Source organism: Bacillus cereus ATCC 14579, assembly GCF_000007825.1.
GTDB classification, from domain to species: Bacteria; Bacillota; Bacilli; order Bacillales; family Bacillaceae_G; genus Bacillus_A; species Bacillus_A cereus.
Genome location: NC_004722.1, coordinates 579,404 through 600,621, shown reverse-complemented (window position 1 = coordinate 600,621; position 21,218 = coordinate 579,404). Strand labels below are relative to the sequence as shown.

The following is a 21,218-nucleotide window of genomic DNA, read 5'->3' as shown; positions in this document are numbered from 1 at the left end:
TCAATTATTGGACAGCAACTCTATATAAAATCCACCAATTTTCAAACCTCATACAATTCTAAAGGTAAAGCATCAGGGTCTTGGAAAAAGACGAATTTCTTCCCCGTTATTTCATCAATACGGATCGGTTCCGTCTCAACACCACATTGGTTTAAATGCTTCACAGCTTCTTCTATATTTGTAACAGCAAATGCTAAATGTCTAAGACCGGCTGCTTCTGGAAAACTTTTGCGCTCAGGCGGATTTGGAAATGAAAATAATTCGATTTGATACTCTTCTCCTACACATAAATCTAATTTATAAGAATCTCGTTCCTTTCTATATACTTCATTTATCTCTTTAAACCCTAATATCCTAGTATAAAAATCCTTTGACATCTCATAATTCGAACAAATAATTGCAACGTGATGCACTCTACATATATTCATGCTCTCTCTATTCCTTTCTTTACCAAAGATGCATATTCTCCCTTGAAATGAAAAACATATATAGCAGAATATCTCTTTTAGGGGGCTTACCATGAAATTCATTACTTTTTTCGTCGGACTAATTGTTGTTTTCTTGCTCGCTTATATTGCTAGCAATAATAAGAAGCATATTAAATTTAAACCAATTTTTATCATGCTTATTATACAGTTAATTTTAACCTATTTACTATTAAATACAGAAATCGGCCTCATACTTATTAGAATCATTTCCAGTTTGTTTACCAAGCTACTCGAGTATGCTGCTGATGGAATAAATTTCGTATTTGGTGGTCTTGCAAATAAAGGTGAAATGCCATTTTTCCTTACTGTATTATTACCAATCGTCTTTATTTCTGTTTTAATTGGTATATTACAACATTTCAAAATACTACCATTTTTTATTCGTTGGATCGGGTACTTTCTTAGTAAAATAAATGGTCTTGGTAAATTAGAATCTTACAACGCTATCGCCTCTGCCATTGTCGGCCAATCAGAAGTTTTTATTACAGTGAAAAAACAATTAGCTCAAATTCCAAAACACCGTCTTTATACACTTTGTGCCTCTGCTATGTCAACCGTATCTATGTCTATCGTAGGTGCCTATATGACAATGATTGAACCTAAATATGTAGTAACTGCACTCGTTCTCAATTTATTTAGCGGTTTTATTATCATACTCATCATTAACCCTTACGACGTTAAAGATGACGAAGATATTTTAGAAATCAAAGGTGAAAAACAAAGCTTTTTTGAAATGCTTGGAGAATACATTCTTGATGGTTTTCGTGTAGCCATTGTTGTCGGCGCTATGCTCATCGGATTCGTCGCATTAATTAGTTGTATTAATGACCTGTTCCTCATTATATTCGGTATTACGTTCCAACAATTAATCGGCTATGTATTTGCACCTATCGCATTTCTTATCGGTGTACCCAGTTCTGAAATTGTCGCGGCTGGCAGCATTATGGCAACGAAGCTTGTAACGAATGAATTTGTCGCAATGATGGACCTTAGTAAAATTTCTAATAGCCTTTCTCCCCGTACAGTTGGTATTATTTCTGTTTTCCTTGTATCTTTTGCCAATTTTTCTTCCATTGGTATTATTTCAGGTGCGGTAAAAGGACTAAACGAAGAACAAGGAAACGTTGTTGCGAGGTTTGGCCTTAAATTACTATATGGAGCTACTCTCGTTAGTATTTTATCTGCAATTATCGTAAGCATTATGTTGTAATTAGGTAAAATTTTATCATTTTCTTATCCCTATCTTTTGTATACAATAACGAATAGGTGTCTTATAAATAATCAAAACATCTATTTTTTATACATGTACAATCGCTTTTATTTAGCGTAAAATATTTTTTATGTGTTTGAATACACTTCTAAATGTATACACTTTGATAGTTTTAAAGGAGAAAAAATGATGAAATCCGACACGAACAACAATACGCGAGCCAAAAAAGGACGCTCAAAGAAAAAACGCCTACTTTGGTTCCTTCTTATTCCATTACTAATTGTAGCACTTGGAGCAGGAGGCTACTCCTTCCATATATACAGTAAAGCAAAGTCCGTCTTAAATAACGCTTATGCTGAACTAGGTCGAGGAGATAAGTCCAGTAAACGTGAAAAAGCTGTTAAACCTATGACCGACAATATTTCCGTACTAATTATGGGTGTTGATGAAAGTGATATTAGGGAAAAAGGTTATGGAAAAGCAACTCGAACAGATGCGTTATTACTTGCAACAATTAATAAAAACGATAAATCCGTTAAACTTGTAAGCATTCCACGTGACTCACGCGTCTACATTAAATCACGTGATAAATACGATAAAATCACACATGCGCACGTATTCGGTGGTGTAGACAGCACAATTGATACGGTAGAGAACTTTTTAGATGTTCCAGTTGACTACTATGTAAAATTCAATTTTAAATCCTTTATTAAAATTGTTGATTCTCTTGGTGGTATTACTGTAGACGTTCCAGTTGAGTTCACAGAGCAAAATAGTAAAGATGAAGCAGATGCCATTCATCTAAAAAAAGGACGTCAACATTTAAATGGAGAAGAGGCACTGGCACTAGCTAGAACTCGTCATATCGATAGTGATTATATGCGTGGTCAACGTCAACAGCTTGTATTAGAGGCCATTGCTGAAAAGGCACTATCTCTTAATTCCATTAATAAAATCGGTGGCCTACTAGACGCTGTCGATAAAGATTTAAAAACTAATTTAACTTTTGATGATATGATGACAATTACAAAAAATTCAATGGATTCAAATTTAAAAATGGAAAAAATGCAAGTAGAGGGTACAGATAAATATATAGGTGGTATTTATTATTACGTTCCAAATGAAAAAAGCGTCGATACTATTTCAACTACCCTTCAAAAACATCTCGGTGTTACGAATAAAAATGAACATAAAAAATTATAATAAAAAGGCTGCTAGATCTTTCTAGACAGCCTTTTTATTATATTTTTCAACATATTTTTCATACACATTGTGACAAGAAGTGACAATTATTACAGCGGTGTAACATTTTTTATGAAAACATTACACACACAGTGAAAATAATAGTATACTAGTACGTACATAATGTTATTTTCATCATTTTTATACAAAAAATGTAATACATATATTTATACATAAATTTCTGGGGGGAAATAAATGAAGCTAAGTAAAATACTGATTGGTTCTGCAATTGCTGGGGGCATATTACTTTGTGTAGGCGGTGTTGGGGGATATCAATATGTATCCAAATTAAATAATCAATTAGATACTACTGCATTACCAAATACTACATTTGAAGGTATTTCTCTCGACGGAAAAAATAAGAAGGATATTCAAGCAATTATTAATCAAAAGGTAACTGAGTTAGATCAAAAATCCCTTACCTACATATTCCAAAACGATAAACAAACTTACACATGGAAAGATTTAGGGATAAATTATAAAGAGAAAGATATTATTGACAAAATCTTCAAAGAACAAGAAGGAAACGTAATGAATCGTTACAAAATGCGTAAGCAAGCTGAAAACGGTGAATTAAAACGTGACTATAAATTAACACCACAATTAAATGCAACAGCTTATGAAACCTTTATAAAAGATAAATATAATGAAACATTAAAAAATCCTGTTAACGCAGAATTAAGTATTGAAGGCTCAACAGTAAATATTAGTCAAAGCCAAAACGGAGAAAAAATTGATAAAGGGAAACTAAGCGGTTTAACAAATGAAGCTATTACTACTGGTAAATCAGATGTTATATTACCAGTTACATTCATAAAACCAGAACGTTCTACAGAAGACATACAGAAAATGGGTATTAAAGAAGTCATTGCTGAATATTCTACTCCAATGGCTGGCCGTAACGGAAATCAATCATTTAACGTAAATAAGTCAGCTAATACTTTAAGTGGGGTTATTGTCGCACCTGATGAAACATTTAGTTTTAACGGTCGCGTTGGCGTAACTGATGCTGCACATGGTTATAAATCTGCAGCAGTATATTCACAAGGTAAAGTAATACAAAGTGCAGGCGGAGGAGTTTGCCAAGTCAGTAGTACATTATACAGTGCAGCTTTAAGGGCAGATTTAGGCATTGTTTCTCGAAGCAATCATTCTATGCCAGTAAATTATTTACCACTTGGGCAAGATGCAGCAGTAGCAGATTATGGTCCAGATTTAAAATTTAAAAATAATACAGGCAATCATATTTATATTCAAGCATTTTCAAATGGAGGTAGTATTACTACACGCATTTTCGGTACAAATACTGGTAAAAATGTTGAAGTTTCTTCTCAAGTAGTTAGTAGAACTAGTGATAAAATCACCGCGGTTACGTATAAAAAAGTAACACAAAACGGGGAAGTAATATCAAATGGACAAATTTCAAAAAGCGTATATAAAAGCACTCCAAAAGAATAGATAATATCAACCGAATAGCATAAAGAAAAAGGCGTGATTTAATCACGCCTTTTTCTTTTGCAGTAATAGTAAAAAAGTTTCAAGATGGTCTTTCGTTTCTTCTAAAGACCACATACGATTTCCTTGCTTCGCAGCTAATACACACGCCTCTTCCCACGCGTTCTTTTTCTTCATATTTATTAATTCATCACGTAATTTCAAAACAATTTCTTCGTCTTCTTGTTCAATAAACTCTTCCATCACGCTTACTATTTCATCCTCATGAATACTTAACGTACAGTACGATTTAAGAAAGTATTGTAATGTCGTATACATAATGTACTCCCCCTTCTTATTTATCAGATGGATAAGAAGTAATAATCTTAAACCCTAATTCTCCTGACTTATCTCTTGCTAAAACAGTAACAGTTTTTACTAACTTGTCTTTTACACTCATATTTTTCTTTATTACCGTTTTTCCAACAGGAAATGAATGAGTTGTATTTAATACGAGACGAGCCTCTTTAGAATTTTTTAACCAATCTTGAATTTCCTTGTCATGTTGCTTCAAGCTATCTTTTACAGCTTTCGTCGCTGTTTCTTTATCATAGTATGTACTTGCGGCTGACACTTTATCTGTCTTCAAGCGATTCTTCAAATCCTCTTCTGACTTGCCTACATGTCTTTCAATCGTATGACCATTTTTAGGTGGTCCTTCCATTTCATCTAAAATATTATCACTAATTTTTTCTACCGATGTAGCTTGATTCCCTGTCTGTTTCTCTGTTTTTTGTTCTTTTCCTGCACATCCGCTTAAGATCAGCATTAATGCCAATAAACTACTGAAGAAAAGACTACTTATTCGTTTCATCATATCACCTCTTCCATGATTATTATCGCAACTTCACTAAAAGTCAATTTCACAACGAAAAAATCTATCAGTTTTCATTTTTTTCATCTATTTTTCCATATTTACCCCAGCAATTTCATCAACCCTCTATTTTTTGCCTTTTATAATATATACCCCCTATATTTTTCGATTATTTCCCAGATGAAATCACCGATAACATAACTATAAAACTCTTTTATACAAAGGTTTTTATAGTATTTTTAAAAATATTTTAAAATACCCCTATTTTTACATACCCAATACCCATATAAGGTATAAAACACCCTTTGTATCAACGTTTTTCTACATTATGTAAATTTCCCCTTGCCTATACAAACGAAATGTGGTGTAATGCAAAAAAAGATAGAGGATTTTAAACAGTGGCTGAAACGATTCAAAATTTCTTAACAGAATACTATTCAATCGCAATTCCACTTAGTATCTTAATTAACATCATCATTAGTCTTTTAGGTTTTATCCCTAGTATTTTTTTAACCGCCATTAATATACAGCTCTTTGGCGTAACAAATGGTACTGTTATTTCGATCGCAGGCGAAGCATTAGGGGCTATTATCTCGTTTTATATTTACCGCATGGGCCTTCAAAAGTTCACTCACGATAAAGTAAATAAATACCCAAAGGTAGAGCGTCTTCTTTATGTAGAAGGTAGAGAGGCCTTTCTACTCGTTCTATCGTTTCGCTTGATACCTTTCATCCCATCAAGTATTGTGACTTTATTTGCGGCTCTAGGTAAGATGTCATTACTCTCCTTCAGTATTGCCAGCACAATAGGGAAAATACCGGCATTGTTAATCGAAGTATATTCTGCCTATCATGTCATGAACGGAACAAATGAAGCAAAGTGGATTGTGACAATTGCAGGTTGTATCGGATTATATTATTTGTGGAAAAAATGGAGAAAAAAATAAAGAAGGAGCATAGGCTCCTTCTTTATTTTTGAGGTATTTTATTAATAGCTATCCTTTAAATCCTTAGTTAATACCAACAGCACTAAATGATTGCTTAACTGCTGCTACTTCCGCAGAAGTCGCACCATATAAATCAGCTGCAGCTTGTACTGCACCAGCACGAGCTTGGCTAAATGTAGTAGATTGCGTGAAATATTGTGTGTTTGCACGGTAATAAATTGCACCTAACTTATCTTTACCAATGCCCGTTACAGTTACACCCGAATGCGTACCACCATTTGCTAATAAATAAGCTTGTTTGTTAATGATACCACTGTTTGTATGAACCCCACCGTTATCACTAGTACCAGTGTAACGCTTAGAATAATGGTCTGGATCACCGTATTTCGCTGGATCACTCATAGAGCGAAGCGCATCTCCTGCTTTACCAGGCGTATAAATATCTTCACCAATCTCCCAATCCGGGTTACGGTTATCATAGAATTCTACTAAAGTACCAAAAATATCAGAAATTGCTTCATTTAGCGCTCCTGATTCATTTTGATAAATTAAGTCCGAGCTATTTTCAGTAACAGCATGCGTTAATTCGTGACCAATTACATCAATTCCACCAGATAATGAAGTGAATGTTACACCATCACCATCTCCGTATACCATTTGTGAGCCATTCCAGAATGCATTATTATACTTACTTCCGTAATGAACTGTCGATTTTAACGGAGCTCCTGCATCATTAATAGAGTTTCTGTTAAATGTAGCTTTATAATAATCATATGTTCTACCTGCATAGTAATGAGCATCTACTGCTGCTGCATCATACGCTGCATTGAAAACATTATCTGCATCTACCCATAAAGTTCCTGGTAATGTAGTACGATTTTTCGCATCATATGTGAAAATTGTTGCCCCGCGCGTATTATCTTGTAAGTAGTAAGATGAACCAGATAACGTTGTATTAAGTGATTTCGTATCTCCTAATACACCTTTACCAGTTCCTACTTTATTTGTTCCTGTTACAGGTTTTACTACTGCTTTCGCATCCTGTTTAGGAGCCTCTTGCTTAACTGGTGATTTATCTTCATTTGTTACATGATCCAATTTATTATATTTATTTAATACTTTACCGCTGTCTGCTTCAATGAAATAGTAGTAGTTTCCTGGACTTGGATCTAAGAAGTTTAGATTTACAACGTATGCATATGTTGTTTCTTCACCATTTTGATATACATATAAGTCCGCTTTTGGTTCTACCTCATATTTCGGTGTTACCCCTAAATCTTGTTGCGCGATTTCAATTGCTTTTGCGCCTTCAATCTTATTTTTATTTTTCAACTTTTCCTTTTTGTCTAAATCAGGTGCAACTGTTCCAGACAATACTTTTAAAGAACCGTCTTTACTTACGTGAGCCACTTGAGTAGAACCCCATACAGGCACTCCTTCGTAAACTTGTTGCATACGTACTACTGTTGAATCAGTTACAGCATCTTTCTTCACTTGTTTCACTTTGAAAGAATCTTGCGCACTCTTTTCCCCTAGCTTGTAATCACCTTTTGCTGCATTTAAGTAATCAAACACAACAGATTCCGCTTTCTTACCAGTCGCTCCAGTTAGATCACCAGAAATAAACTCAGGTGACTGTACTGTCTCATTGTACTTCTTCGTAGAGAGTACATTTTTAGAATCCGCAAATGCAGAGCCTGTCCCTCCAAATGTTGTAACTGCCATTCCTGTCGCTAACACTAACGCTAAACTTTTCTTTTTCATGAACCTTCCCCCTAATAAAAATTTTTTTTGAAAAAGAGTAGTTTTATATTAGCATTATGTTTCCACTATTAATATACTAAAAATTCAAATAATTTTTTTCTCAAGTTTTGTAGAATTTTGAGGAACAAATATTGAAAAAACCCTTTCCGATTGGAAAGGGTGGAGATTATAAATTAACTTGTTCAACAGTTTTAGCTTGTTGACCAACAATATCAGGTTTACTGCTATATTGATGTATTCCTCCAGCAACTGTAAGAGTCAATATAAACGCCAATACTCCAAATACCATCTTTTTCATGTTTATTCCTCCTTATTATCATTCATTAAATCAATAACTAACCTATAATATCGATTACTTTCTTCAAATCTCGATAAACTGGAAAAATGTTCTGCTAGTTCAACGTATACTTTCTTTAATTCTATTTTATTTCCTGCAGATTTATACAACGGGATAGCCTCATTTTCCAAAAATGCTTTATAATCTTTTGCTTCTTCAAAATATTTATATCTAAGCATTAAAAGCAAATATAATTTTGCATTAAATCTCTCTTCCTGTTTTGCTGCATCAATTCCCTTATCAATTAATGTCCTTGCCTCTTCCAATTCTTCTAATTTAATGCATACTAATGCCATTTCGTATATTGTATCTAAATAGTTTAAATCTATTTGTTTTTGAAGTTGTAGACTATCTAAATAATATTTTTTCGCTTGCTGATATTTACCTTTTTTATAATAGATACTTCCCATATTACTTAAAGTAATAGCTAATAGTACATCCTTATCAGCAAAAGATGTGGCCTCTCTCAATATACTCTCATACATTTTTAAAGCTTCTTCATACTGACCTTTTTCTGTATAACTTACCGCAATAAGGATTTGGCAATTAATTATATTTCTAAACTTATATTCACTACGAAATCCTTCTAATGCCATATTTACAAAATGAATTGCAAGATGATGAATATCTAAATGAGTATATGCAAGCGCTATATTATAATACAAGCCTGTTTCATGATACCCTTGTTCTTTGGCCATTACTTCTGTTTTTAATAATTGAGACTCCCACGACTAAAGTCGCAAGCCCTAATCCTTACGGATTGACGGGTGGGATTCTTGAATGACTAAACGTTCGCAGTCCATTTCTGTTTTGAACAGACTTCAAGATGAGGGCATCTCATTGCCCCTCCTAAGACAGTGCGTATAGCATCTTAGGCTGATTGACTGTTACCATCAATCACAGTTGCGTAGCGAATATTCATCGCCCCAACAATATCACGATGTTTCTCAAATCCACATCGGCACTTGTATTTTCTGTCTGGTGCTTTGTTCTTTTCAGAACATTTCGGACATGTTTGACTTGTATAAGCAGGGTTCACATATTCTACCTTAATACCAACTAAATTCGCTTTGTATTCAATGAATTGTGCTAAACGATAGAATGACCAAGTGTGTAGATTTTTCTCGTTTTTACGGCTTGTTCTTGCCGTCTGTCTAATATTCGTTAGTTGTTCTAAACGAATAACAGAAATGTTATTATCAGTTGCAAAGTCAATGATTTCACGACTTACTTTGTGGTCTTGGTCTTGCATCCATCTTTGTTCTTTATCATCAAGTTGTCGAATGGCATTTAATTTCTTATTTTCACCTAACTTCTTACGAACACTACGAAACTTACGTTTCATATATTTGTTTTGTCTACCATTGCCGAAGAAACGAACTTTCTCATCGTCTGTGATGGCTACCGCAGGGACTTTAAGACCTAAATCTACCCCTAAAATCTTCGTTCCTGTTTTTTCATTTGTAGGAATTGTGACAGATATTTGAGCAATCCACTTATTAGATTTCTTCGTGATACGAAGTGTACCTAACTTGTGTGTTAACAAATTAAAATTGCGATTATATTTATCAGTTAATAAAGCACGAACCTTTAAGCGAGTTGATTTTCCATTTACCATGAGTGGAACTGAAATGTGCGTGAAGTCAAACGAATAGTTTTGATTGTTCCATACACAAACAGGTCTCTTTAGAATCGGAATAACTTTGTATTTACTTTTTTTCACCTTTGTAGAAAACACACTTTTAGCGTCTTTAATTGCTTGGTTCTTCACTGCGCTTGGAAGATTCGCTTCAACATCTTTTGTACTTTTCTTAGTGCTCTTCTTCGCTTCAGCCATTTCAGATACAAGTGTATTAATGACTTTGATATACTCATAGCTACTTTGTTCCAATAACTGAATTTGAGCTTTTGTTGGAAGCAATTTAACTTTGACTGTGATTGTTTGTGACACAATTTTCACCCCCTCGTCTTTTGATTTTCAACATACTGTTTAATTGTCTCAGTCGATACATTTCCAGCAGTAGAAACAAAATAGGAACGTGTCCATAGACTTGGCAAGTGTTGAAGATGAGGAAACTCTCCTCTCAAACGCTTCGATGTCACTCCTTTAATTTTCGCCATTGTGTCAGCAGGACTAAGTGTTGGTAGTGTATTTAAGAACAAGTGAACGTGGTCTTTGTCGCATTCCATTGCGACAATAGCAACATCCATTTCTCCGCATATTTCTTGAACCAACTCTTTGAAACGTTCTTCTACTTTTGTGTTAAGAAAAATTTTTCTTCTGTATCGCGGGCAAAACACAAAATGGTAGTTAATTAATGACACAGTTGTTTTGGTTCTTCTATAATCATTTATCATATTCACATTGTATCAGTTTTACTTTTAAACTACACCACAAAAGATACCAATATTTTGGATACTTAAAGTACCACAAACTTAGCGATTTTTAGTGGTACTCCGTATCCAACCTCACTTTCATCCCATGCCTAAAGGCGATGGGCTTTCCCGTTCGGAAAGGGCTGTAATCTAGCCCATCCTTCCATCTATACTGTAAACAGCACAATAATCCTCTACTATACATATATAACAACTTCTGAAATGGAGAATATTTTTTATATACCTTCTTCAACTTATCTAATTCTTCTTCGAGTGCAGAAATATCCCTTTTCATAATTAAATAACGTGTATACAGCAGTTTATAATAATTTATAATTTCAAAATCCAACACATGCTTCATTTCACCTTGCAACTCTTCATATATACGTTCTACTTGTTGCTTGTCTAAATGAACTAGTGCATTTAACCATTCATCTAGCTTCCCCTTCACATCTTCTTCTACATCTCTCAAATCCGTCACAGCAATTTCTAGTCTTGTGCAGAGCAATTGTAGAATTTCTTCTGATGCTTCGATCTTTCCATTTTCGATCTTACTTAAGTATGAGACAGAACAAATGCCCTGACATAATTCTTCTTGTGTCATTTTTTGCTGGAGCCGTTTATAAAAGACTTGTTTGCCTATTTTTTCTAATGTTTGTTGCATTGTCCTCCTCCATTCTCATTACCCCCATTACTCTAATAATACATAAAATTTGGAGAAATATAAATTGATAAATATAAATTTTCTAAAAAATATGCATAATTTCATTTTTTTCTCTCTTGACTTCACATCAATATCTCTTCTTTGCTACGAATGGTGAAAAATTGGTATACTATAACCAAATTATGGAGGTGTTCTCGCGATGACTCATTATAAAGACGATAGTTATGCCTTACATACAGACCTATATCAAATCAACATGGCTTATACATATTGGAAAGATGGTATTCATAATCGCCGTTCTGTTTTTGATTTATATTTTCGAAAGCTTCCATTTGAGAACGGCTACGCTGTTTTTGCTGGCCTTGAGAAAATTGTAGAGTACATAGAAAATTTCAGTTTTACTGAAAGCGATATCGCTTACTTAGCAGAATTACAATTCGAAGAAGAATTCCTTCATTATTTACAAAATATGAAATTCACTGGGACGATTCGCAGTATGCAAGAAGGTGAAGTTGTATTTAATAACGAGCCTTTATTACGTGTTGATGCACCACTTGGTGAAGCACAAATTATTGAGACTGCCCTCTTAAATATTGTGAATTACCAAACATTAATTGCCACAAAAGCAGCACGTATGAAACATGCTGCAAGTAATGATGAGCTTTTAGAGTTCGGCACAAGACGTGCCCATGAGTTCGATGCTGCCCTTTGGGGGACGCGTGCTGCCTTTATTGGTGGTTTCTCCTCTACAAGCAACGTTCGTGCTGGGAAACGCTTTGGGATTCCTGTAGCTGGCACACACGCTCACTCTTTCGTTCAAGCATATCGCGATGAATACGTCGCGTTTAAAAAATACGCTGAAACTCATAAAAAGTGCGTCTTTCTCGTTGATACATATGACACATTGAAATCTGGTGTTCCAAATGCGATTCGTGTTGCAAAAGAATTTGGGGATCGTATTGATTTCTATGGCATACGTCTTGATAGTGGTGATATGGCTTATTTATCGAAAAAGGCACGAAAACTACTAGATGAAGCAGGGTTTACAAATACAAAAATTATCGCTTCTAGCGATTTAGATGAATACACAATTATGCACCTTAAATCTCAAGGAGCAAAAATTGACGTATGGGGCGTTGGAACGAAATTAATTACGTCCTTTGAGCAACCTGCATTGGGGGCTGTTTACAAACTCGTTGCGATTGAAGATACTGACGGAAAATTAAATGATACAATTAAAATTTCATCTAACCCTGAAAAAATTACCACTCCAGGACTGAAACGAATTTATCGTATTATCAATCGGGTTAACGATCATGCAGAAGGCGATTATATTGCGTTAGATTCTGAAGAACCAGGAAAAGAAGAGCGCTTAAAAATGTTCCATCCAGTTCACACATATATAAGTAAATTCGTAACAAACTTTGAAGCCCGTGAACTGCATAAAGACATTTTCGTTAACGGTGAAAGAACATATGAACTACCAAGTATATTAGATATTCAAAAATATAATGAACAGAGCCTCTCTCTATTTTGGGAAGAATATATGCGAACTTTAAACCCTGAAGAATACCCTGTCGATTTAAGCCAAGAGTGCTGGGATCATAAAATGAATTACATTCAAACAGTTCGAGAACAAGTTGAAAAAAACATACAAAAGTAAACAGAGAAGTTTCCCCTTCTCTGTTTTTTCAATACTATATGGATATTTGTAAAAAATATATTAAAATAATAAGACGAATGTGTCTTATTTGTAAATTTTAATATTATACTATTTTAAAGTAAAATAATATTTGATATTATTTTATTGAGTCAATTTCAACAAAATCACCAATAAAAAAGAGGACGCGGTTCGCGTCCTCTTTTTTATAAATCTTTCACTCGTAATACACGCATTGCATTTAACACTGCAAGTAGTGTCACACCAACATCTGAGAAAACAGCTTCCCACATTGTTGCAATACCAAAGGCACCAAGTAATAAAACGATCCCTTTTACACCTAGAGCAAAGATGATATTTTGCCACACTATACTTCTTGTGCGTTTTGCAATTTTTACAGCTGTCGCAATTTTTGAAGGCTCATCAGTCATAATAACGATGTCTGCCGCTTCAATTGCTGCATCTGACCCTAAACCACCCATCGCAATACCAACGTCTGCACGGGCTAATACTGGTGTATCGTTAATACCGTCACCAACGAAGGCAATTTTTTCTTTTCCGTGCTTCGCTGCATCAATTTTTTCAATCTCTTCTACTTTTTGTTGCGGTAGTAATTCCGCATGAACTTCATCTAAGCCTAATTCTTTACCAACAGCTTCACCAACTGGTTTTGCATCACCAGTTAACATTACTGTCTTTTTAATACCTAGTTCTTTTAACTTTTGAATCGCTTGTTTCGAATCCTCTTTTACCTCATCAGAGATAACAATATAACCTGCATATCTTCCATCTACAGCAACGTGAACTAATGTACCTACTGTTTCTGGTTGCTTAAATTCAATATTTTCTTTTCTCATTAATTTTGCATTACCTGCAAAAATTTCTTTTCCTTGTACTTTTACGACTGTACCGTGACCAGAAATTTCGTTATAATCATCGATTATTTTTTCATCAATTGATTTTCCATATGCCTTTCGAATAGATTGGGCAATTGGATGGTTAGAATATACTTCAGCAAATGCCGCATACTCTAATAACTCTTCACTTGTAGTACCTTCGCTCGGTTCCATTTTTGTAACTTTGAAAACACCTTTTGTTAATGTTCCTGTTTTGTCAAAAACAATATATTTCACATCATTTAAAGCTTCTAAATAGTTACTACCTTTTACTAACACACCACTTTTAGATGCACCACCAATACCTCCAAAGAATCCAAGCGGAATGGATACAACTAACGCACATGGACAAGAGATTACTAAGAACACTAAAGCTCTATAAATCCACTCAGAGAATGTAGCTCCTTCTAAAATAAGTGGTGGAATAAACGCCATGATTGCCGCTGTAATAACTACAACTGGAGTGTAGTAACGTGCAAACTTCGTAATAAAGTTTTCCGTTGGTGCTTTTTTACTGCTTGCATTTTGAACTAAATCTAAAATTTTCGATACAGTTGATTCACCGAATTCTTTTGTAACTTCAATTGTCAACACACCGTTTTGGTTCACAAAGCCACTTAATACATCATTTCCAACTTCAACTTCACGTGGTACAGATTCACCTGTTAATGCTGAAGTATCTACCATTGATGTTCCTTCAATTACTTTTCCGTCTAACGGCACTTTCTCACCTGGCTTAACGATAATATAATCGCCAATTTGTACATCTTCTGGTGATACTTGTTTCGTTTCATTTCCAAGCTTTACATTCGCATAATCAGGACGAATATCCATTAATGAAGTAATTGATTTTCGAGAGCGGTTTACCGCAATGCTTTGGAATAGTTCTCCTACTTGATAAAATAGCATTACTGCTACAGCTTCTGAGTATTGTTGAATTGCAAAAGCTCCTACAGTTGCAATTGCCATTAAGAAGTTTTCATCAAATACTTGGCCACGAGTTATGTTTCTTACCGCTCTCCAAACGATATCTCCACCTATTAATAAATAAGCAAGGACGAATAACGGAATTGTTACCATTTGTGGTAAGCCCGCTAATGCAGCAATTGCTGTCAAAATTCCGCCGACCACTAATCTCCCTACCATCTTTTTCACATTTGCTTCACCATGATCATGACTATGCCCGTGGTCATGACCGTTCTTCTCTTCACGAACAACTTTCACGTCTGGCTCTAACTTTTGAACGACATTTGTTATATTTGCTACAGTCGCTTCTAGTTCTCTTTTATTCGCAACTTCTACTCGTAGTTTCTTCGATACGAAATCAACAGTTGCTTCTGAGACAGCTGGCATTTCCTTAACTTTATTTTCAATTTTCATTGCACAGTTCGCGCAATCTAAACCTTCTAATATAAATACTTCTTTAGCAATTTTATTTTTTTGTTCTTCTTGCACTTTAATATGCGGTTCTAATTTTGTAACGAGTTGTTTTGCTTCCGTAACAACTTCGTTTTCTTTATTTTGTGCCGTTTCTAAAATCATTGTCTTTGTTGCAAAGTTTACAGAGCAAGAATTTACTCCTTCTATATTCCCAACACCTTTTTCAATTTTCATTGCACAATTCGCACAATCTAAACCTTCTAACATCAGTTTCTTTTTCACTAACGCTTCAGCCATCGTTCTCCCTCCTCGCGTTCTTTTTATTCTTCTTCGTTTACGTGTTCAAACGCTTGCTCGAAGATATGAATTACGTGCTGGTCAGCTAACGAATAATAAACAACCTTTCCTTCTTTACGATTCTTCACAAGTTTCGCTTGCTTTAACACACGAAGCTGATGCGAAATAGATGATTGTGTCATTCCTAATAAATAAGCTAAATCACAAACGCACATTTCAGCTTCAAATAGCGCATGTAATATTCTCGTACGTGTACGGTCACCTAACACTTTAAATAGTTCTGCTACTTTACTTAAACTTTCATCAGTTGGAATTGTTTGTTTTACTTGCTCTACAACTTCTTCATGAATTATCGTTTGAGAACATGTCTCTTGTGGTGTTTCTACTTTATTTCCAGCCATTATAGCTCACCTCTTTAATTGAACATATGAACAATCATTCATATATATTATACTCTTATTATATGAGCGCCTACTCATATGTGTCAATGAAATCTGAATTTTTTTTATGAACATTCCGTTCACATTTTAATAAGTCGTATACATATTTTCCGCACCCTCTATATTCTCATACAAAAAAGGATGCACAATTCGCACACCTTTTTTCATATTCCGACATAAAAATTCAACAAAGTAATATATATTCCCTTTATTTCAACAAAAGAAAAAGCCTTGCGCGCTCCCTAGACGCACAAGGCTTACTATACTTATATCCCTTTTAATTAAGCTTTTAATTAGCTTGTTCTAAATTATCCTGCGAACTTCCATCGTCTTTTAAATGACTATGTTTTTTCGAATAAACAAAGTATACAACTACTCCAATTGCTAACCAAGCACCGAAGTACATCCATGTTTTTAATGGTAGATTTACCATTAAGAATAGACAACATGCAATCGAAATAATCGGCAAGATCGGTACAAGTGGTACCATAAATCCACGTTGTAATTTTGGGTGTGTTTTACGAAGAATAATAACTGACACACCAACCATCGCAAATGTTAACAACGCTCCAATATTCGCTAAATTCGACAATTCTTTTAAATCGATAAATCCAGCAATTAAAGCACTACCAATTCCTGTTAACCAAACTGTAAATGTTGGCGCTTCTGTCTTTTTATTAATTTTCGCGAAAGATTCTGGCAATAAACCGTCACGGCTCATCGCAAAGAATACACGTGTCGTTGCATAAATGTAAGCAAAAATTACTGCCATAATACCAATTACAGCTCCAATTGCGATTACACCTGCTACTTTATCTTGTCCTACAACTTCTAACACATATGCCATAGCTTCTGGTACATCTAATTCTTTATAAGAAACCATACCCGTCATAACGAGACAAACTACAACATAAATGATTGTACAAATGACTAACGAAGCGATAATACCAATCGGTAGATCACGTTGCGGATTTTTTACCTCTTCAGCAGAAGTTGCTAATGCATCAAATCCTAAGAAAGCAAAGAATACTGCTGCTCCCCCCGCGAAAACTCCACTTAAACCGTACGGTGCAAATGGTATCCAGTTTTCTGGTTTCACGTAGAATACACCAACTGCAATGAATAAAACAACGATACCAATTTTAATTAATACCATTATGTTATTCACGCGTTTACTTTCTTTCGTACCTCTTGATAATAACCAAGTTATAATTAATGTAACGATAACTGCTGGTAAATTCACCATACCACCTTGAGACGGAATCGTTAGCAGTGCTTTTGGAATTTCAAGCCCTAATCCACTCACTAAGTTATGGAAGTAACCAGTCCATCCGCCAGCTACTGCGGCAGTCGTTACAACATATACGGATAGTAATGTCCATCCCATTAAATGAGCTACAAACTCACCAATAGTTGCATATGAGTATGTGTACACACTACCTGAAACAGGAAGTGTAGAAGCCACCTCTGCGTAACATAATGCTGCAAATCCACAAACGATGGCTGCAATCATGAATGAAAAAATAACTGCTGGACCAGCATCTCTTGCTGCTACTAATCCAGTTAATACTAGAACTCCTGTACCAATTATCGCACCAATCCCTAGCATTGTTAGGTCAAATGCCCCTAGCGTTTTCGTCAAAGTTTTACTTTTACTTTCCCCTAACAATTGCGTAACGGATTTCTTTTTAAATAGGTTGGCCACGATGTATGCCCCCTTTTGCCAAGAAGAGCTAAGAGATCTTCACTCTTAGCTCTTATCATGTTGTTTTATATATTGTTCGATTTTGTTTTGTATAATGCTTCTATTAGCAAGATACTGTTTCTGCTTCTAATAATTCTTTAGCACCTTTGTACTCTACACCGTGAGCTTCTGCAACTGCTTCGAATGTTACATAGCCATCTAATGTGTTAATACCTTTTAGTAATGCAGAGTTGCCTAGGCAAGCTTCTTTGTAGCCTTTGTTAGCAATTTGTACTGCATATGGTACTGTTACGTTTGTTAATGCAAGAGTTGATGTACGTGGAACCGCACCTGGCATGTTTGCAACTGCATAATGAACAACGCCGTGTTTTTCGTAAGTTGGGTTATCATGAGTTGTAATACGGTCAGTTGTTTCGAAAATACCACCTTGGTCAATCGCGATATCTACAACAACAGAACCTGGTTCCATTGATTTAATCATTTCTTCTGTTACAAGTTTTGGAGCTTTTGCACCTGGGATTAATACTGCACCGATTACAAGATCAGACTCTTTAACAGCTTCTGCAATATTGTAAGGATTAGACATTAAAGTTTTTACTTGGTTTCCGAAAATGTCATCTAATTGACGAAGACGTTCTGCACTTAAGTCGATGATTGTTACATCCGCACCTAGTCCAACTGCAATTTTAGCAGCATTTGTACCAGCTTGTCCACCACCGATGATTGTTACTTTACCACGTTTAACCCCTGGAACACCTGCAAGTAAGATACCTTTACCGCCTTTGTTTTTCTCAAGGAATTGTGCACCAATTTGTGCAGCCATACGACCAGCTACTTCACTCATAGGTGCAAGTAATGGTAATGAACGGTTTTCTAATTGTACTGTTTCATATGCGATAGAAACAACTTTTTTCTCGATTAAAGCTTTTGTTAATTCTGGCTCTGGAGCTAAGTGTAAGTATGTGAACAAGATTAAGCCTTCACTGAAGTGTTTGTATTCGCTTTCAATTGGTTCCTTAACTTTCATAACCATTTCCATATTCCAAGCTTCTTCAGCTGTATCAACAATTTTTGCTCCTGCTTCAACATACTGAGCATCTGTGAAACCAGACCCTAAACCTGCACCCTTTTGAATGAATACTTCGTGATTGTTACGAATTAAATGTACAACACCTGCTGGTGTCATTGCCACACGGTTTTCGTTGTTTTTAATTTCTGCTGGTACCCCAATACGCATAATGAAATGCCCCCTTATAATTAACAGAAAAAAGAGATTCTTTTTTCTTTTTGTAATAATTAATAACTTATGTCCTTATTCTAGCATAACTTAAAAGTTATGAAAACGCTAACATATCATTTTCCTAAAGTTTTTATATTTAGAATAGTGTAAATATATAAAACATTGATTCTATTAGGGGTTTCGTGTCATTCCATTATCTTTCACTCTATTTTTATTATACTGCTTCAAAATAAATAGCAATCATTTATTATTTGACAATAATTTAACAATGTAAGAAACCTAAGCGATAACGTATACATATACAGTTATTACTTTACTCAATACTTTAGAGATATATTCTTTTCACAAAAAAACAGCTGCTAGCATTTAGCTAGCAGCTGGGTAACTTATAAATAACTTAGAAAATAAATCATCTGTCGTTTCAGTAATTTTATCAAACAGATCACTTTCTTCCGCTTCTTGCTCTTTTAACATCTTAATTGTTTCACGTGCATCTTCAGGGTAATCGGTTATAATACCATCTACGTTTAACTTATAATATGCCTTTAAATTTTCCATATCATTTACTGTCCATACGTAAATTGGTTTGTTTAACTTCCTTGCTTCTTTTACTAATTTCTTATTTAACATATATTCTTCTGCTACGTAAAAGTCAGCCTTCACATTCTTTAAGTTAGCTCTACTTGCATACAGTATATACCCTACTTTTATATCTGGATTTGCACGCTTAAACTCTTTAATAAGTGGATAGTGTAACGTTTGAATTACACATTGCTTCTCAAATTCATTATCTTTAATCGTTTTTAAGACTTTGTTTACAAAATCTTTTTCGCCCCCATGAAGCTTCACTTCTATATTAAGTTTGATTTTGCCATTTGCTAGCTTAATGATTTCATCAAGTGTACTTATTTGTCCTGAAAGTCCATCTTGACTAAGGGTAAGCTGCCTTAACTCCGCCATCGTTAAATCTGACACATGCACATTGGCATTTGCGAGACGTTTCAGCTTCAAATCATGTATAACCGCTAGTTCACCGTCTTTCGTTTGTAATACATCTATTTCAGCGTAGTCTGCTTTTGCATCAATAGCACCTTGCACAGCTTCTTTCGTATTTTCTACGCCTTTTGATATATACCCGCGGTGCGCCATAATAATCGGTTCTTTATACGAATTTGAAATAAACGTTACAATGAAGGCAACGACCATTCCCGCAGTAATAATTCCTACAATGTATACGCCAATGAATTTCCAACGATGTTTTTGGAAGAAACATTTATCTGCTTTCGTTTTCGAATAATCTAATCCTTCTTCTAATAAAACATCCTCAACTGGAACCTTTTGTAAGTATAATCGCGTAATCGCCATAATATAAAATGGCGTCACGATAAAGCTGAATAAATACAATGTACTCGTTAAAAATACAGAAATCGTTGATTCAGCTAATAATGCAAATGTTCCTTTCGGGTTTGTAAATTCATAAACACCCCATAGGCACAATAAATACATTCCCAAAAACACGACATATACAATTCCAATTGAGATAAAAAATCCTACTAAAAAGAATAGTACTTTAAAAAAGCTTTCCTTTACTAAAGTTGCACTTTTACGTGCTGCCACGCGAAATGGTTTTTGCTCTAAAACAACAATAGGTAGAACGAAAATCCATCGAAGATTCAAATACGCGACTACAGCAAAGAACGTGTAATAACCAACTTGTCCCATCGTTGTCTTAAACAGTTCTCCTGTAATAAAGTTAGGAATTTGAATTTGCGGGATTAATGCCGTTTCATATCCCATATTTAAAAGAGGCAACAATACGACAGCATATAAAATAAATCCTGGTAAGCAATATGTGAAAAGAGTAGGTAAATACGTTACCGTTTTATATAAAATCGGACGTAATTTCACCTTCTGTCTTTTATGAGCGAAATACGAAATAATAATAAGCACCGCAAATTCTGTAAAGATAAGAAACAGTGCTAACAATGATAAAATTACGATTGCTAAGATGCCATAAGGCGTCTTTAAAAACGCTAATAATTCATCATTTGTCGCATTTGCATAACCACCAAAATACAATAATTTATTAAAAATGATTCCAAATAGTGGAACAAACACAATCGCTGCTAATAATTTATAAGCAAGTTGAAAAGTTAATACATTCCAAAAAGCAAATTTAACTGTTTGAAAGGAATGTCTCATTACTCCTGGTATAGATAGTTTTTTACGGTGTTGCATATATTCCTCCAAATTCTAAAACGGTA

At 34.7% G+C, this 21,218-nt stretch carries 17 protein-coding genes and 2 pseudogenes; 5 read left to right on the top strand and 14 right to left on the bottom strand.

Annotated elements, in window-relative coordinates; translation table 11 throughout:
* Nucleotides 1–41: 41 nt before the first annotated feature.
* On the bottom strand, nt 42–428 hold the full coding sequence (gene gloA2 / locus BC_RS03055; RefSeq protein ID WP_001017671.1) for an SMU1112c/YaeR family gloxylase I-like metalloprotein: 387 nt from the start codon (nt 426–428) through the stop codon (nt 42–44).
* 91 nt (nt 429–519) lie between these two features.
* Between gloA2 and BC_RS03050 the strand changes: the two genes are divergently transcribed.
* The 3 genes from BC_RS03050 to BC_RS03040 all read left to right on the top strand — a co-directional run bounded on the left by BC_RS03050 (nt 520) and on the right by BC_RS03040 (nt 4,398).
* The gene (locus tag BC_RS03050) at nt 520–1,698 is read left to right on the top strand and encodes a NupC/NupG family nucleoside CNT transporter (protein ID WP_000668866.1); all 1,179 of its coding nucleotides are present in this window, start codon (nt 520–522) and stop codon (nt 1,696–1,698) included.
* A gap of 186 nt (nt 1,699–1,884) precedes the next feature.
* The gene (locus tag BC_RS03045) at nt 1,885–2,901 is read left to right on the top strand and encodes an LCP family protein (RefSeq protein ID WP_002163841.1); all 1,017 of its coding nucleotides are present in this window, start codon (nt 1,885–1,887) and stop codon (nt 2,899–2,901) included.
* Nucleotides 2,902–3,135: 234 nt separating this feature from the next.
* Nucleotides 3,136–4,398 carry a VanW family protein gene (locus tag BC_RS03040; RefSeq protein ID WP_000777354.1) on the top strand — a complete coding sequence of 421 codons (1,263 nt, stop codon included), beginning with the start codon at nt 3,136–3,138 and terminating at the stop codon, nt 4,396–4,398.
* 42 nt (nt 4,399–4,440) lie between these two features.
* Here BC_RS03040 and BC_RS03035 read toward each other — a convergent pair whose 3' ends face one another.
* Both BC_RS03035 and BC_RS03030 read right to left on the bottom strand, forming a co-directional pair.
* Complete coding sequence (locus BC_RS03035; RefSeq protein WP_000288803.1) at nt 4,441–4,713, bottom strand: hypothetical protein; 273 nt, start codon at nt 4,711–4,713, stop codon at nt 4,441–4,443.
* 16 nt (nt 4,714–4,729) lie between these two features.
* Complete coding sequence (locus BC_RS03030) at nt 4,730–5,248, bottom strand: RNase A-like domain-containing lipoprotein (protein ID WP_000822694.1); 519 nt, start codon at nt 5,246–5,248, stop codon at nt 4,730–4,732.
* 398 nt (nt 5,249–5,646) lie between these two features.
* Between BC_RS03030 and BC_RS03025 the strand changes: the two genes are divergently transcribed.
* A complete protein-coding gene (locus BC_RS03025) occupies nt 5,647–6,195 on the top strand; it encodes a TVP38/TMEM64 family protein (protein ID WP_000852222.1) in 549 nt (182 codons plus the stop codon).
* A 63-nt stretch (nt 6,196–6,258) separates the two neighbouring features.
* On the opposite strand, the gene BC_RS03020 is transcribed toward BC_RS03025, so the two are convergent.
* The 6 genes and pseudogenes from BC_RS03020 to BC_RS02995 all read right to left on the bottom strand — a co-directional run.
* Nucleotides 6,259–7,959, bottom strand: coding sequence for a M4 family metallopeptidase (locus BC_RS03020; protein ID WP_000730383.1), 1,701 nt, complete (start codon nt 7,957–7,959; stop codon nt 6,259–6,261).
* Between the two features lie 166 nt (nt 7,960–8,125).
* Entirely contained in the window at nt 8,126–8,257 is a 132-nt protein-coding gene (gene nprX, locus BC_RS03015; RefSeq protein WP_000738910.1) for a quorum-signaling peptide NprX, read from the bottom strand.
* A 2-nt stretch (nt 8,258–8,259) separates the two neighbouring features.
* Nucleotides 8,260–9,012 (bottom strand): annotated as a pseudogene (locus BC_RS03010) (tetratricopeptide repeat protein); the annotation flags it as partial.
* Between the two features lie 155 nt (nt 9,013–9,167).
* Nucleotides 9,168–10,247 carry an RNA-guided endonuclease TnpB family protein gene (locus BC_RS03005; protein ID WP_000084133.1) on the bottom strand — a complete coding sequence of 360 codons (1,080 nt, stop codon included), beginning with the start codon at nt 10,245–10,247 and terminating at the stop codon, nt 9,168–9,170.
* A gap of 5 nt (nt 10,248–10,252) precedes the next feature.
* The gene (gene tnpA, locus BC_RS03000) at nt 10,253–10,654 is read right to left on the bottom strand and encodes an IS200/IS605 family transposase (RefSeq protein WP_000606465.1); all 402 of its coding nucleotides are present in this window, start codon (nt 10,652–10,654) and stop codon (nt 10,253–10,255) included.
* A gap of 163 nt (nt 10,655–10,817) precedes the next feature.
* Nucleotides 10,818–11,336: pseudogene (locus tag BC_RS02995) on the bottom strand (helix-turn-helix domain-containing protein); the annotation flags it as partial.
* A 199-nt stretch (nt 11,337–11,535) separates the two neighbouring features.
* Between BC_RS02995 and BC_RS02990 the strand changes: the two are divergent.
* Complete coding sequence (locus tag BC_RS02990; protein ID WP_000150184.1) at nt 11,536–12,999, top strand: nicotinate phosphoribosyltransferase; 1,464 nt, start codon at nt 11,536–11,538, stop codon at nt 12,997–12,999.
* Between the two features lie 203 nt (nt 13,000–13,202).
* Here BC_RS02990 and BC_RS02985 read toward each other — a convergent pair whose 3' ends face one another.
* The 5 genes from BC_RS02985 to BC_RS02965 form a co-directional block, all read right to left on the bottom strand.
* Nucleotides 13,203–15,569 (bottom strand): heavy metal translocating P-type ATPase, encoded by a 2,367-nt coding sequence (locus tag BC_RS02985; RefSeq protein ID WP_000796568.1) that lies wholly within the window; start codon nt 15,567–15,569, stop codon nt 13,203–13,205.
* Nucleotides 15,570–15,592: 23 nt separating this feature from the next.
* Complete coding sequence (locus BC_RS02980) at nt 15,593–15,970, bottom strand: ArsR/SmtB family transcription factor (protein WP_000918378.1); 378 nt, start codon at nt 15,968–15,970, stop codon at nt 15,593–15,595.
* Nucleotides 15,971–16,298: 328 nt separating this feature from the next.
* Nucleotides 16,299–17,714, bottom strand: a complete 1,416-nt coding sequence (locus BC_RS02975; RefSeq protein WP_001284889.1) for an amino acid permease — start codon at nt 17,712–17,714, stop codon at nt 16,299–16,301.
* A 103-nt stretch (nt 17,715–17,817) separates the two neighbouring features.
* Complete coding sequence (ald, locus tag BC_RS02970) at nt 17,818–18,951, bottom strand: alanine dehydrogenase (RefSeq protein ID WP_001219742.1); 1,134 nt, start codon at nt 18,949–18,951, stop codon at nt 17,818–17,820.
* Between the two features lie 369 nt (nt 18,952–19,320).
* Entirely contained in the window at nt 19,321–21,192 is a 1,872-nt protein-coding gene (locus BC_RS02965) for a glycerophosphodiester phosphodiesterase (protein WP_001164717.1), read from the bottom strand.
* Nucleotides 21,193–21,218 lie beyond the last annotated feature (26 nt).

Coding starts and splice junctions, on each gene's coding strand:
- gloA2 (WP_001017671.1), bottom strand. CDS start 428: ATGAATATATGTAGAGTGCATCACGTTGCAATTATTTGTTCGAATTAT.
- BC_RS03050 (WP_000668866.1), top strand. CDS start 520: ATGAAATTCATTACTTTTTTCGTCGGACTAATTGTTGTTTTCTTGCTC.
- BC_RS03045 (WP_002163841.1), top strand. CDS start 1,885: ATGATGAAATCCGACACGAACAACAATACGCGAGCCAAAAAAGGACGC.
- BC_RS03040 (WP_000777354.1), top strand. CDS start 3,136: ATGAAGCTAAGTAAAATACTGATTGGTTCTGCAATTGCTGGGGGCATA.
- BC_RS03035 (WP_000288803.1), bottom strand. CDS start 4,713: ATGTATACGACATTACAATACTTTCTTAAATCGTACTGTACGTTAAGT.
- BC_RS03030 (WP_000822694.1), bottom strand. CDS start 5,248: ATGAAACGAATAAGTAGTCTTTTCTTCAGTAGTTTATTGGCATTAATG.
- BC_RS03020 (WP_000730383.1), bottom strand. CDS start 7,959: ATGAAAAAGAAAAGTTTAGCGTTAGTGTTAGCGACAGGAATGGCAGTT.
- nprX (WP_000738910.1), bottom strand. CDS start 8,257: ATGAAAAAGATGGTATTTGGAGTATTGGCGTTTATATTGACTCTTACA.
- tnpA (WP_000606465.1), bottom strand. CDS start 10,654: ATGATAAATGATTATAGAAGAACCAAAACAACTGTGTCATTAATTAAC.
- BC_RS02990 (WP_000150184.1), top strand. CDS start 11,536: ATGACTCATTATAAAGACGATAGTTATGCCTTACATACAGACCTATAT.
- BC_RS02985 (WP_000796568.1), bottom strand. CDS start 15,569: ATGGCTGAAGCGTTAGTGAAAAAGAAACTGATGTTAGAAGGTTTAGAT.
- BC_RS02980 (WP_000918378.1), bottom strand. CDS start 15,970: ATGGCTGGAAATAAAGTAGAAACACCACAAGAGACATGTTCTCAAACG.
- ald (WP_001219742.1), bottom strand. CDS start 18,951: ATGCGTATTGGGGTACCAGCAGAAATTAAAAACAACGAAAACCGTGTG.
- BC_RS02965 (WP_001164717.1), bottom strand. CDS start 21,192: ATGCAACACCGTAAAAAACTATCTATACCAGGAGTAATGAGACATTCC.